The organism is Oceanobacillus damuensis (assembly GCF_001618145.1).
In the GTDB taxonomy this organism is placed as follows: domain Bacteria; phylum Bacillota; class Bacilli; order Bacillales; family Amphibacillaceae; genus Oceanobacillus; species Oceanobacillus damuensis.
In genome coordinates this window covers 14,405-29,116 of the sequence record NZ_LQNF01000041.1, presented here as the reverse complement: position 1 = coordinate 29,116, position 14,712 = coordinate 14,405, and the positions used below count along the sequence as shown (strand labels likewise).

Here is a 14,712-nt window from a genome sequence, read left to right as displayed (position 1 = left end):
GTTTTGTTCAGTTTTCAAAGAGCAAATTTGTAAGTCGCTTTTCAAATTGGCGACTTTACTAATATAACACATCTTAATAATCAATGTCAACAATAATTTTCATTCAATCAAAATCATTTTTTTCGACAGCTATAACACTATACCAATTATCCGATATGATGTCAATGTCTTTTTCACTTGCATTTCCGCGACAGCAGGATTATCAGTTTATGATTATCAATTTAAACCTTGTTACTAGCACAGTGTAATGATGTTCTGTCTGCCGGGAATTAATATATTACTATTATAAAAGAACAAAGTCAATGCCCTTTCACATGTTTGTCCTAGTATATTATCCCAACAAACATACCCCAACTAATTACTTCATCAAAAAAGATACCAGCAACCATTCGTACCACTCGTCGCTGGTATCTTATATATAGCTAAGCAGAATTGTGTGAAGAAAAAAATTCCACGGTCACAGTTAGCCTTTACATCTATCCGAATCATTCTTCAAACAGATCCATACTCAAATACCGTTCACCTGTATCAGGAGCAATACAGACAATTTTCTTTCCTTCTCCTAGCTTTTTCGCCACTTCTATCGCAGCATAAACAGCCGCAGCACCGGATGGACCTATAAAGATCCCTTCCTCACGTGTCAATTTCCTCAACAGCCCAATTGCATCATCATCACTGATTTGAATGATTTCATCATATATATCCGTATTCAATATGTCAGGGACAAAGCCAGGACTTGTTCCAACAAGTTTGTGTTTTCCGGGTTTACCACCGGACAATACAGGTGAGCCCTCTGGTTCTACCACGGCTACATGTATGCCAGGAATCTTTTCTTTCAATGTTTCGCCAGTTCCCGTCACCGTACCGCCAGTACCTGCAGTACATACGAAGGCATCCAATTCTCCATCTGTCTGCTCGATAATTTCCATGGCAGTGGTAGTTCTATGTATATCAGGGTTGGCAAAATTCTCGAATTGCTGCGGTATAAAGCTTCCCGGAATTTCCTTTTGAATTTCCAGCGCTTTCTTAATGGAGCCAGGCATTTTTTCGTCACTTGGTGTCAATACAACTTTTGCACCAAAAGCTTTTAATATATTTCTTCTTTCCATTGTACTGTTATCCGGCATTACTAAAATGGCTTTATAACCCTTAGCGGCAGCAGTCATAGCAAGACCAATACCTGTATTTCCGCTCGTTGGTTCGATGATTGTATCTCCAGGTTTGATCAGCCCCTCCTCCTCAGCTGTTTTTATCATATTGTATGCCGCACGATCCTTCACACTCTTACTCGGGTTAAACATTTCCATCTTAATATATATATCTGCCGCCCCTTCAGGAACGACTTTATTCAATTTTACTAATGGCGTATTACCAATCAGCTCCGTAATATCCTGTACTACTCTCATAACGAACCTACTTTCTGCTATTTATTGGGGATTAATCGGGTATCCAATGAAATTTCCGGATTGATATCTGTCAATACATCCAGAAACTTGTATTGATTTGCAGGGGAAATCGAGAAGACATCGTATCTTCCGCATCTGATTTGGATTCGATCCATGGAGAGTGCAGGCGAAGTCAAAGGCGCTTTCGATTTAACAATGACTTTGATCTCCTTTATATTGACAGTTTGTCTGATGGGACCATAATAAATCCTGATTTTATCGCCCTCGATTTTATATCCAGTTCTAAACCAAAACCAAAGCAGAAACAACCCAGCCAGTAACATGAAGAAGACAGCGGTGAATTGGCCTTTCAGCAATGGTGTAATGACACCCAAGAGAGAAACTGCCCATATGATAATGGTTAGCCATTTATCTTTCTTTGATGGGAAGTACATTCCTTTTCCTCCTGCACAGCAATTTTAGTTTCCCTATAAAAATCATTATAGACATTTCTTCCTGCCTTTACCAAGATTTATGTCTGCTTTTCACGATCCATTCCACCCATCAGATGACCAATTCTTTTACGCAAACCTTCTATATAAGAGCCGCTCAATAATTTTTCCGCCCCTGTCAAAATTTCGTCGGCATAAACCTCAGTTGGTTTAGTTTCATCACTTTTGGCAATGCCAATAAAAGTTAGCACATCAATATCAGTTCCATCAACGGTGCTTACAGTTTCAATCAAGGGACGGTAGGCTTCTACATAAACTCCCTCACGTTCATACAGGTAATCAACTCCCTCCATCGGCAACCGGTAAATCACACCTTCAACAAATTCGTCGGGAGATACGATGAGATCCGCCTTTCCGCCATCTTTCGTACTCCTGCTGAAACGGAAACCATATCCATCCAACCGGCCACTCCCTATTATATTGCTAAAATACTGATCTACTTTTGCCAGTTTAAATCTTCTATCATCCATACATGAACCATAAGCAAAGTAGTAGATTTCACCTTTCCTCATATACCGGTAAACTTTCCAGTCCCCAAACGGAATAACATCTGTTGAATCAGCAAGCGATCTGCCGGTGATATATGTGAGGGCCTCCGCCACAGGTCCAAAATCATCAAAAACAGCCACCAGTTTTCTTTCATATAAGTTATCGGATCCACCTTCCCGATATCCTTCCAACCGATCAATGGCAGCTAATTGTTCATCACTGACTTCATATAATTCCCCATAAACTTTCTCCACATTATTCTCTTTCATGACCGGATAGCCTTTATTTGTATCATATAATTTTCCGTATATCCATGTTTGATCATGCAAGCATTTTGCGTTTTTCAGATAGGAGCAATTTTCCTCTTGCATACGCAATGTTCCATATACAAATAATTTGGTCAAAATATATACCTCCTAATTGAGAATTCCGTTCTTAATAAAATATGTATCCATTCAAAAATTATACAGATAGTGTCTGGACGTTTCAAACCCCACAGCCCTCATTTAGCCGGGGGTATAGGTATATACCTCCTCCCCGTATATACCTATACCCCCCTCGATGAAAGAATACACCTCCAGACATAAAAATCCCCCGTACAGATACAGGGGATCTTTAGCATATTTGTCAGATTAATTTGGCCAGATTTTTAAATTCCAGTTCTTCAAACTTTGATGCTACAGTTTCTTTGTCATATTTCCATCGTGCTTGGTCCAACTCACATGTTACCGGCACATCGCACTTAATTTGAGCTAGTGATCTTGATAAATGAAGCATGTCCAAATTATTGTTGATTTTTGTTTGAACTCCTTTAGGTAATTGATCGATATGTTCCAGAAGGTTATCAATGGTTTCATATTCCTGAAGAAGCTTCAGTGCCGTCTTTTCGCCTATCCCTTTTACACCTGGATAGTTATCGGAAGAATCACCCATAAGGCCTTTTAAATCTATCACCTGTTTTGGAGAAATACCTTTCTTTTCGTAAAAATTTTGGTGATCAAACACTTCGTAATTGCCCTGACCTTTTCTCATAATGGCGACAGATATTCTTTCATCAACCAATTGTAATATATCCTGATCACCCGTCAGGATTGTAACCTCATTATCTTCACTATAGATATTGGCGAGCGTTCCGATACAGTCATCAGCCTCGAAATTTTCCATGCCGATATTAGGCATATTAAAGGCCTCCACAACTTCTTTAATCAAGTCAAATTGGGGAACCAATTCTACCGGTGGGGCGTCCCTGTTTGCTTTGTAACCATCATAAAGCTCTGTGCGGAAGGTTTTACTTCCCATATCCCAGCAGCAAACGACATGTGTCGGATTAAACGTATTCACTGCATCCAAAAAGTATCGCATAAATTGATAGACCCCGTTAGTCGGTATGCCTTTACTTGTTATCATATAATTTCCTCGAAAAGATGTTGCAAAAAAACCGCGAAACAGCAAAGCCATTCCATCAACCAATAGTACATTATTTTTTTCCATCTAAGACACTTCCTCTATATCATGCTGCTTTATAATATTTTCCAGCTGCTCCTGTTTTTGCTTAAGGACCATCAGATCAACTTTTGAGATGAGAATTTCAAGATAATTATTCATTTGAATCTCGATGCTCTGTTCCACTTGGTCTGTAATCCTGTCAATTTTTTCATCCCATTGTTCCATATAGGCGTTTAACATCACAGACTTGTTTTCTTCTATATATTGTTTGGCATAAGGCTCTATTATAGCATATAACTCTTCCTTCATAAATTCCTTTTCGTTTTTCGCAAAAAATGCTTTTGTTCCTTTGAATTTTCCTAGTATCTTTTCGAATTCAGCCCAGTTCGCAATGTTCAACCCTTGTTCATAGGAGGGAGTCTCCATGCTTACTGGGTTCATTTCAGGTAGTTCAAATAATGGATCGGCTGTTGTGCTTTTATATGCCAATGTCTGATGAACCTCTTTTAGCTGCGATTGCATAAACGCCTCCACCCTTAGCGACACAGCCTGCAATTCCTGATGGAGCTCGAAACCAATATATTCCAACAGGTTTTCAAGGCAGCTTCTAAGCTGTATTTGAGCCGTTCTTCCGGACTCTGTAATTGTTGTTGGATTGAACATTTCCTTGAACATATCATGGTAGCGGATAGATAACCTTTCCACTGCATAGAATAGCTGTTTATCCACCTTCTGTATAACCTGTTCCCTCTGCCCATCGGTTGCGTACGCTCGGATTTCCTTTGATAAACTTTCCATTTTTGCCAGCAATTCCTGTTTTCTCTTTTGCTTTGCCTCATTGTCCATTGTCATCGATTCAATATAGTTATTAACTGCATGGCGTGTCCTTTTCATATCCCAAACTGCAGAATCGATCGTCAATGCTGCAAGGTCGTGATAAATAAACTGATAAAATTTTTCTTCCAGTTGATGCATCTGATCGTTGATAGACTTTTTTTGAAGTTTTTCTTCCAAAGATGATTTACTTGATACAGGATACAGTCTTGGGAGTCGTATACCTAATTGCTGTAATTGTTCCTGCACATAATCCATAACTAATTTCAATTCTGTGTCATCATCAGCCAAATCCGCTGCATTGACGATAAAAAACATTTTATCCAATTGAAATGCTTCCTTCACACGACCCAGCTGCATCAGAAAATCTTTATCTGCACGGGATAGGGCATGGTTATAATATGTGACATATAAGATGGCATCTGCATGTTTAATATAATTAAAAGCAACATTCGTATGTCTCGCATTGACCGAATCTGCACCAGGGGTATCTACAAGCGTAATACCTTGTCTCGTTAATTCGCAGTCATAATAAAGGTCAATGGATTCGATATAGCATGCTTTCGTTTCATCTGTTACATAGTTTTCGAATTCCTGCAAAGTTATCGTAATGCTGTTTCCTATATAACGCTTCATTTCTTCATAGCCGTTAATCATTGCTTGTAAATAAGATTGGTACATTTTATTAAGTTTATCTGTATTTCCGATATTATTCGATTGCACCCATTCCATCATTTCATTAAAATCTGCAGCAGCAGGGTCCAATTTCTTTGTGATCATACGTAAATCATTTAATAAAGCCTCTTCGTCCTTTAAAGTAACAACGACATCTCCATGCTTGTTTTCCTCGTCAACAGGCCGAATACGGTTGACTGTCGCCGTTGTAGGATTTGGGGAGACCGGCAATACCTTCTCACCCATTAATGCATTGGCAAACGAAGATTTTCCCGCACTAAATGCGCCGAATAAAGCAATCGTATACGAGCGGTTTTTTAAGCGGTATTCTTTTTCCTTTAAATCAGTTAACAAGGACTCGAATCCTGGCAACTCTTCTATCGTAGTTATTGTCAAATCAATGCTTTGAAGTACACTGCTTGCCGAAGTCTTTTTAACAGAACTCTTAGCCTCAGACTTTTTGGTAACTTGCTTCTTTTTGGCTGATTGAGGATACTGACCTTTTGAATAGCCCTCCAGCCTCACTGGCTTTGGTCTGTTGTTCAGTTCTTTATTTATTAGCGTCCATACCGCATCATCCACATTAGGGTTAATAAATTGGCTGTCCAATTGTGCATAGACTTGATTCTCCTCATCCTGTAACTGGTGGAGTCTATCCTGTAAATCTCTCTCTTTGTTCCACTCTTCCAACTTCTCAACATATTTATCTTTATCCTCTTTATTTCTTTCCTTGATGAAATCCTGGATCGATTTTAAGATGTTTCTCGCTTCCTGCTTATATTTACTTTTTACATCAGCGGATACATCGTTCGTATAATTTAAAACGTAATCGCCATTCACTTTAGCGCCAGGTTTGATCAGGTTTTGTATATGCTCCCTGTCGTAGGTGATTTCCATTTCATTTATTTTATTATGAAGAAGCGAATCATTTATATGGTAGTTTTTTAACAATGTGATAAATTTATCACGAAGCTTCCATAGAATGGATTTATTGATGTTTTCTTTCAAAGGTGTCAGGAAACCTGACTCCCTTGTGTTTTTCTCTTCTTCTGTTTTTTTTCTGGAAGCAAATAGACCTACCTTAAAATCCGGTTGCTTGGATTCCAAGTATAGCTTTGCTTCATCCCTTAGGGTCGCTGGCATAATATAGGCGTTATTAAGTGTTTGCTGCAGTTCTTTCATAAAATCGTTCTCGAACTGCACCGGTTCATTTTCCAAATCTGTTATTTTCGCCTCTATCTCCTCCAATTCTTGTGGATCTAAGAAATCTTTTTGTTCTTCTCCATTCGCAGCCAGTTCACTCTTTATCGTTTCAAATTTGTTTTTGATATGGTACCTATGATCAGTTAAAACCTGCTTGACAGACTGAGCCGTATTAAAATACTGGTGGCGGTTTTCCATGATGGCAAATAACATTTGCTTCAATTCTTTAATCTGATTATGCCCTGCAGAATTGTCCACCAGGGACGTATAATATATATTTTCCGGTTTTAAATTCCATTGATCAAACGTTCGTTTAATATTTCTTTTGAAAGTGTTAAACGCTAGTTCCTGTTCATCATGCTTGTCAATTTGATTGATTACTACATAGTATGGAAGGTGTTTTTCCTGGATGGATTTCAGGAATTGCAAATTGACTTCGGACTGCACATGATTATAATCCATGATATAAAGCAGAACATCTGCAAGGTGCAGGGATGCTTCTGTCATAATTCTGTCAGCATCATCAGCTGCATCTATTCCAGGGGTATCTATGATTGCAGAGCCTGTCGGAATAATTTTTTCCCCTGTACTGATTTCCAGCTTTTTGATTGCTTCTTTATCTGTGGAATATTTCTTGATCATATCCATATCATACGGCTCTTTGTATTCCACTGGCCGTCCACTGGTGAAATATACTCTGACAGCTCCTTCACCGGAATTGATTTTAACGACATTTGCACTGGTAGGTATCGGGCTTTTAGGTAAAATTTCCTTTTCCATTAACGCATTGATCATCGATGATTTCCCTGCCGAAAAATGCCCGGCAAAACTAATGATGAGTTCCTGCTTCTGCATTTTTTCATAGATATCCAGCATCTTAACAGCGTTTGCCCCATCGCCATTATCTTTTATTTGCCTATATAGAGCTGCAAGCTGATCCCGATTAACAGTCTGCATCTTCTCTTGTACGGTCATCATATTTTGTTCCTCTCTTCCACATCCCAATTTAAAATCTATTATACGGAAATTAAGTATGGTTTACCACCTATGTTAAAGCGATTTCAAGAAATCGCTTCGATAATAAGAGGTTCATTTTGCATCTAGTTTACATAATAATGTTATGGTAAATAAAAAACTTTGGCAGATACGTTCTGCCAAAGTTTTTTATACTGGATACACACCATGTTTTCTCTCCGTAAAGGTTATATTTTTTGCTGCATACACGGATAGTCGTTTCATTAGTTCTTCTCTTAATGTATTCGGATCGATGACAGCATCAATAACCATTTCTGAAGCCAGTCGATAGATATCAATATTTTCCTTATATTCATCCTGTTTCTGTTTAATATAAGCTGCCCGTTCCTTTTCTGGCAACTGGGCTATTTTATTGGCTTCTACTGCATTTACAGCTGCTTCCGGGCCCATTACCGCAATTTGCGCATTTGGAAAGGCAAGACAGCAATCAGGTTCAAATGCCGGACCAGACATAGCGTAAAGACCCGCCCCATAAGCTTTACGTACAATGACAGAGATCTTGGGAACGGTAACCTCACTCATGGCAGAAAGCATTTTCGCCCCATGCCTGATAATACCCTGCCTTTCCACCTTTGTACCGATCATAAAGCCGGGAACATCCGTAAGAAACAATAAAGGGATATTAAATGCATCACATAATTGAATAAATTTGGCTGCTTTGTCTGCAGAATCCGTAAACAGGACTCCACCTTTTACACGAGGTTGATTTGCGATGATTCCCACTGAATTTCCATCGATCCTCGCAAGTCCGGTTATTAACTCAGGAGCAAATTTCTTCTTGATCTCACAGAAACTACCTTCATCAATCGTTTGATCAATTAAATCATACATATTGAATGGAGCATTTTGGTTTTCGGGAATCAATTCGTTTATGGTTTTTTCTGAAGGCTTAGCTCCCTTTGCTTCTATTGCTTGTGGCTTTGAACGGAAATTGGCAGGGAAATAGCTTAAATATTTCTGTGCATATGTAATGGCATCTTGCTCCGATTTTACCAATACATCACCAACTCCCGAAACAGTGCAATGCATATTGGCACCACCCATTTCTTCAAGGGTGACCTTCTCCCCGATCACTTTTTCGGCCATCCTTGGTGAACCAAGATACATCGAGGCATTCCCATCGACCATGATGACTACATCACAGAAGGCCGGTATATAGGCACCACCAGCTGCGGAAGGCCCAAATAGCAGACACACCTGTGGAACCCGTCCCGATAATTTTATCTGGTTATGAAAAATGCGTCCCGCTCCTCTTCTGCCAGGAAACATTTCGATTTGATCGGTAATCCTTGCACCGGCAGAATCAACCAAGTAAACCATTGGCAATTCCATTTTTTCAGCTGTTTCCTGAATCCGCAAAATCTTCTCTACGGTCCGTTTACCCCAGGATCCTGCTTTAACGGTAGAATCATTAGCCATCACACAAACATCCTGCCCATTAATTTTACCGATTCCGGTAACCACCCCATCAGAAGGCAAATCATCATCCATGCAATTGGCAAAGAAAGCGTCTTCTATATTCATACCCTCATCAAATAAAAGATCCAGTCTTTTCCGAACGAAGAGCTTCCCCTTTTCTTCATTGCTTTTATGATATTTATCTTTTCCACCCTTTTCTATTTTGCTGATCCTTGCCTGCAGTTCTTCCAAATTTGACATGTATGATCCTCCCTTGGCTATTCTCCTTTGTATACAGGTTTTCTTTTCTCTTTAAAAGCTTGTAATCCTTCTATCCTGTCAGCGGTGGGTATTGTTTTTTTATAGCTTGCATGCTCAATCCCCAGTCCTTCTGTCATGTTTGTCTGCATTCCTTCAGTAATCGCTTTTTTGGCTTGCATCAATGCAATTGGTCCATTCGAGGCAATTGCTATTGCCAGATTATATGCTTCAGCCAGCAATTCATTTCCACCCACTGTCTGTTCTACCAACCCGATCGATAAGGCCTCATCAGCCTTGACTGGTTTGGCTGTATAAATTAATCGTTTGGCATGACCCAGACCAATTAATCGCGGCAAGCGTTGCGTTCCTCCTGCACCAGGTATGATTGCCAACGATGTTTCGGTAAGACCAAGCTTTACATCCTCAGCAGCTATCCTTAAGTCACATGCCAAGGCTAATTCCAGTCCACCACCAAATGCAGACCCATTGATAGCGGCTATTACTGGCATTTTCATGTTTTCTATTGCTGTCAATGTCTGTCCTATAGAGCGTACAGTTTCGATAACCTGTTGTTCTGACATTCCTCTTCGTTCCTTTAAATCAGCGCCGGCACAGAATGCCTTCTTGCCTGAACCGGTAATGATGGTGCAGTACACGGACTTATTTTGATCGATTTTTCGAACGGCCTCGTTCAATTGTTGGAGCATTGCATTGGAGAGCGCATTTGCTGCTTCTGGACGATTGAGCGTGATGACCGCTATATGCTCTTCCTTCAAATCAACGTTTAACAGATCAGACATGATTGCCTCCTTAGAAAACTTTGGTTGTCACCAAGCCTTTTGGTGAGAGCCTTGGTTGCATTTATGCAGGCAGGTAGGTTTTACTTACCTACCTGCTAAAAAAATGAATTAATTTAAAAGCTGTATCAAGGTCGCTCTAGTTCGTAAATGGGAAGCGGAAACGACTATGAGAAGTAAGTGGGGTTATTCATCCCTCACTTAAACTTCCTTGAACACTCAAACTTTAAGGTAGGGGACTGCTGTGACATAGGGAAAAATTCTGCTCATTCAACAATTGCGAGAACATCGCCTTCATTAACAAAGTCACCTTCAGCCACTTTTAGTTCATTTACCGTGCCTGCTGATTCGGCAGCAATCGGTATTTCCATTTTCATGGATTCAAGAATGACAATATCTTGACCTTCTTCCACAGAATCCCCAACATTTGCAACAATTTTCCAAACACTTCCAGCCATACTTGCTTTTATTTCCTGCATAATAATCCTCCTGTCTAATTCTTCCTTTGAGTTAAATAGTATTTATCGATAAACGCAGTTGTTGTATTGCCATTCAGAAACTGCGGATGATCCACGATGTTCAATAACATAGGAAGATTTGTTTTAATACCTTCAACTTTGTACGTGGTCAGTGACTGCTTTAATAGATTAATTGCTTCATTTCTGCTTTTTCCTTTCACAATCAGCTTTCCTATCATCGGATCATAGAAAGGAGTAACATGATAATCTTCCTTTACGGCTATTTCGTTTCGAACCTGCTCCCCTTCCGGCAATTCCATATGAGAAATATAGCCTGGAGACGGGAAGAAGGTAACCGGATCTTCAGCATAGATGCGTACCTCTATGGCATGACCGTCTATCTGCAAATCATCCTGTTTGACCGTCATTTCATTACCGCTTGCGATAATAATTTGCTGTTCCACGATATCCACACCAGTTATTTCTTCCGTGACCGGATGTTCCACTTGAATTCTCGTATTCATTTCGAGAAAATAAAAGTTTTCCTGTTCATCGACGAGGAATTCAATTGTTCCAGCATTTGTATATCCTAATGTTTTTACTGCTTGTAGGGCAGCTTCACCCATTAACTTTCGCGTTTCATCCGAAATGAAAATGGATGGTGCCTCTTCAATGACCTTTTGGTTGCGCCTTTGAATGGAACATTCCCTTTCAAACAAATGAACTGAATTCCCATGCTCATCTGCTAAGACTTGGATTTCAATGTGACGGGCATTGTCGATTTTCTTTTCCATAAACATCGAACCGTCCCCAAAAAAATTTAATGCCCTTTTTGAATTGCTCTCGAACGCTTTAGCTAAAGCTTCATCTGATTGGACAACCTGCATCCCGATACCTCCACCACCAGCAGATGCCTTGAGCATGATTGGATAACCGATTTGTTTTGCTGTCTCCAAGGCATCCTCGGCGGTGGAAACAACCCCATCTGTTCCAGGGACTACCGGAACCCCAGCTTGCTTCATTAAATTTCTCGCTGCAATTTTACTGCCCATTTGCTTAATTACATTACTGTTTGGCCCGATAAAAATAATACCTTTTGCTGCACATTTCTCAGCAAATTGTTCATTTTCACTCAGAAAACCATATCCGGGATGAATCGCATCTGCACTTGCTTCCATAGCGACCTCTAAAATTCTTTCGATATTTAAATAACTTTCATTTACTCTGGGTGGTCCAACCAGGAAGCTCTCATCTGCCATGGTAACAAAATCTGCCTGCTGATCAGCTTCAGAATAGACAGCAACAGTTGCAATTCCCATCTTTTTACAGGTGCGTATAATCCTTGCAGCTATTTCTCCTCTATTTGCAATCAGAACTTTGCTAATCATATACTCTCTCCTATAATTGAAGTTGTTGAACGGCAATTTCTTTCAGTTTGAACTTCTGGATTTTCCCACTCGCTGTCATTGGATATTCATCAATAAATTTAATATATGCTGGTATCTTATGTCTTGAAATTTTTCCTCTGCAAAACGCTTTGATTTCTTCTGCTGTCGTCTGTTTATTTTCTTTTAAAATGATCCAAGCCATAACCTCTTCCCCGTACTTTTCATCAGGCAGTCCAACAACTTGAACATCAAGCACATCCGGATGCTTATATAAGAATTCTTCTATTTCTCTTGGATATATATTTTCACCGCCCCGGATAATCATGTCTTTCATCCGGCCAGTTATTTCCAAATATCCATTCTCGTACATCACTGCCAAGTCACCGGTATGAAGCCAGCCATCTTTGTCGATGGCCTCCTCTGTTGCCTCAGGATTATTATAGTAACCCTTCATGACATGATAGCCACGGGTAAGCAATTCACCGGGTAATCCGATTTCCTGTTCTTCTCGTGTTCCTGGTACAACTATTTTCACTTCAACATTAGGATGTGGTTTTCCGACCGTACTAACCTTAAGTTCAATTGGATCATCCGTTTTCGTCTGGGTAATGACCGGTGAAGATTCCGTTTGTCCATATGCGATGGTAATTTCCTTCGCACCCATTTTTTCCATGACATTTGTCATCACTTCCATTGGACAAGTGGAACCTGCCATAATCCCTGTTCTTAAACTGGATAAATCAAATTGCTCAAGTCGCGGATGGTTTAGTTCAGCAATAAACATTGTAGGTACACCGTGAAGCCCGGTACATCTCTCATCTGAAACAGCCTGCAATACCTTTTCAGCATTAAATTGCTCCAGAATGACCATCGTTGTCCCTTTTGAAACAGCAGCAAGAACTCCTAATACACAGCCAAAACAGTGAAAAAATGGAACAGGTATGCATAATCTGTCTTGATAGGTTAGCTTCATACAGTCGGCAATCTGGTTGCCGTTATTGACAATATTATGATGTGTCAGCATAACTCCTTTTGGAAAACCGGTAGTTCCTGACGTATATTGCATATTGATAACATCATCAGGATGTAATGATTTTTTACGCTCGACCAATTCTGAAGAGCTGACAGCATTGCCTTTCTCCATAACTTCATTCCAGTTATAAGCATATGGGCAATCATCCCTGTCACTAATAACAATTATATTTTTTAAATTTGGCAGTGACTTCGTTTCAAGGGCTCCCTTTTGGGCATTTTTCAGTTCAGGACATATTTGTTCTAAAATATCGAGATAGGAAGTACCTTTATAGCTTTCGGCCATGATCAATGTAGTTGCTTCTGACTGCTTTAATAGATACTCCAGCTCATTAGCCTGGTAATTCGTGTTTACTGTTACTAGCACGGCACCCATCTTTCCTGTTGCAAACTGGCTCGTTAGCCACTCTGGTTTATTATCAGCCCATATTGCCACATTTTCACCTTTTTGGATGCCTAATGACATAAATCCCTTTGCTGCTTGGTTCACCATTTCATCGAATTCCTGATACGTCTTTCTCATATTTAATTCCGGATAGACAACTGCTTCATGATGTGGATGTAAATTCACTTGTGCTTCCAGCATTTCACCAATGGTCAATGTTAGTAGTGACATGAATTTCCTCCTTTAATTTTTACTAGCAGCCAAGCTCCCTGGCGATTACAAGTCTTTGAATCTCAGAAGTCCCCTCACCAATTTCCAATAGTTTTGCATCGCGTAAATACCTTTCCACTTCATATTCCCGCATATAGCCATAGCCACCGTGGATCTGGATGGCCTGGTTTGCTGATCGAAAGGCAGTTTCGGTTGCAAACAGTTTCGCATATGCAGCTTCTTTGCCAAATGGCTTTCCTTGATCTTTCAACCATGCTGCCTTATGTACCATATTTCTGGCAAGCTCTACTTCCATAGCCATATCTGCGAGCTTGAATTGAATCGCCTGAAAACTTGAAATCGATCTCCCAAATTGCTTACGCTCTTTCGCATAAGCCAAGGCCTTCTCGAGGGATGCTTGTGCAATACCGAGTCCCAGTGCTGCAATCGAAATTCTCCCTCCATCGAGCGTGTAGAGAAACTGTTTATGGCCTTTATGTTCTTCACCAAGCACATTTTTTCTAGGAACACGTACATTATCGAGTAAAATCTCTGCCGTATCCGAACCTCGTACACCCATCTTGTCATAGTTGCTCGTAATTTTGACGCCATTTGAATCAGCTGGAACGATGATAGAAGAGATCATATTTTTCCCCTTATCGCTCTTCCTGGTGACAGCGGTTACAATTATAATTTTAGCAAAACTCGCATTTGTTATAAAACATTTTTCCCCATTGATTACATAATCATCGCCGTCAACAATCGCAGTTGTTTTTGTTCCACCTGAGTCTGAACCGGCATTTGGTTCGGTCAAACCAAAAGATCCAAGTGCTTCACCATTTGCAAGTGGCTTTAAATACATATCTTTTTGTTCATCCGTTCCGAAATAATACAGCGGACTTGCTCCAAGTGAAACTGCAGCTGCATAGCTTAATCCAGTGCTTCCGCAAACACGGCCAATTTCTTCGACAGCCAAGGCATACGATAATGTATCTCCGCCCGACCCTCCATACTCTTCTGGAAATGGGATACCCAATATTCCAAGTTCCCCCATTTGGTCAAAGATATCAATGGGAAATTGCGCTTTAGTGTCGATCTCAATCGCTCTTGGTCTAATTACCTTCTCTGCAAAATCTCGTACCATTTTCCTAACCATTTCCTGTTCTTTTGTTAATTCGAAGTTCATATTAATCCTCCCATGATT

Annotated in this window: 11 protein-coding genes; all 11 read right to left on the bottom strand. The window is 40.0% G+C overall.

All coding sequences use genetic code 11. The annotated features are described in order from the left end of the window. Positions 1–485: 485 nt before the first annotated feature. Positions 486–1,406, bottom strand: coding sequence for a cysteine synthase A (gene cysK / locus A4245_RS17590; protein ID WP_067730344.1), 921 nt, complete (start codon positions 1,404–1,406; stop codon positions 486–488). A gap of 17 nt (positions 1,407–1,423) precedes the next feature. Next, positions 1,424–1,840, bottom strand: coding sequence for a PH domain-containing protein (locus A4245_RS17585; RefSeq protein WP_067730342.1), 417 nt, complete (start codon positions 1,838–1,840; stop codon positions 1,424–1,426). A gap of 77 nt (positions 1,841–1,917) precedes the next feature. Further along, the gene (locus A4245_RS17580; protein WP_067730340.1) at positions 1,918–2,790 is read right to left on the bottom strand and encodes a gamma-glutamylcyclotransferase family protein; all 873 of its coding nucleotides are present in this window, start codon (positions 2,788–2,790) and stop codon (positions 1,918–1,920) included. A 223-nt stretch (positions 2,791–3,013) separates the two neighbouring features. After that, positions 3,014–3,877: a 5'-3' exonuclease gene (locus tag A4245_RS17575; protein ID WP_067730338.1), complete on the bottom strand. Its 864-nt coding sequence runs from the start codon at positions 3,875–3,877 to the stop codon at positions 3,014–3,016. Continuing rightward, positions 3,878–7,522 (bottom strand): dynamin family protein, encoded by a 3,645-nt coding sequence (locus tag A4245_RS17570; protein WP_067730336.1) that lies wholly within the window; start codon positions 7,520–7,522, stop codon positions 3,878–3,880. It abuts the gene before it with no gap. A 186-nt stretch (positions 7,523–7,708) separates the two neighbouring features. Then, positions 7,709–9,238: an acyl-CoA carboxylase subunit beta gene (locus tag A4245_RS17565; protein WP_067730334.1), complete on the bottom strand. Its 1,530-nt coding sequence runs from the start codon at positions 9,236–9,238 to the stop codon at positions 7,709–7,711. A 17-nt stretch (positions 9,239–9,255) separates the two neighbouring features. Further along, positions 9,256–10,038: an enoyl-CoA hydratase gene (locus tag A4245_RS17560; RefSeq protein ID WP_067730332.1), complete on the bottom strand. Its 783-nt coding sequence runs from the start codon at positions 10,036–10,038 to the stop codon at positions 9,256–9,258. A gap of 263 nt (positions 10,039–10,301) precedes the next feature. Next, the gene (locus A4245_RS17555; protein WP_067730330.1) at positions 10,302–10,514 is read right to left on the bottom strand and encodes an acetyl-CoA carboxylase biotin carboxyl carrier protein subunit; all 213 of its coding nucleotides are present in this window, start codon (positions 10,512–10,514) and stop codon (positions 10,302–10,304) included. Between the two features lie 14 nt (positions 10,515–10,528). Beyond that, positions 10,529–11,881, bottom strand: a complete 1,353-nt coding sequence (locus A4245_RS17550; RefSeq protein WP_067730328.1) for an acetyl-CoA carboxylase biotin carboxylase subunit — start codon at positions 11,879–11,881, stop codon at positions 10,529–10,531. A 10-nt stretch (positions 11,882–11,891) separates the two neighbouring features. Continuing rightward, complete coding sequence (locus A4245_RS17545; RefSeq protein ID WP_067730326.1) at positions 11,892–13,529, bottom strand: AMP-binding protein; 1,638 nt, start codon at positions 13,527–13,529, stop codon at positions 11,892–11,894. A 22-nt stretch (positions 13,530–13,551) separates the two neighbouring features. Then, entirely contained in the window at positions 13,552–14,694 is a 1,143-nt protein-coding gene (locus A4245_RS17540) for an acyl-CoA dehydrogenase family protein (RefSeq protein ID WP_067730323.1), read from the bottom strand. Positions 14,695–14,712: the final 18 nt, after the last annotated feature.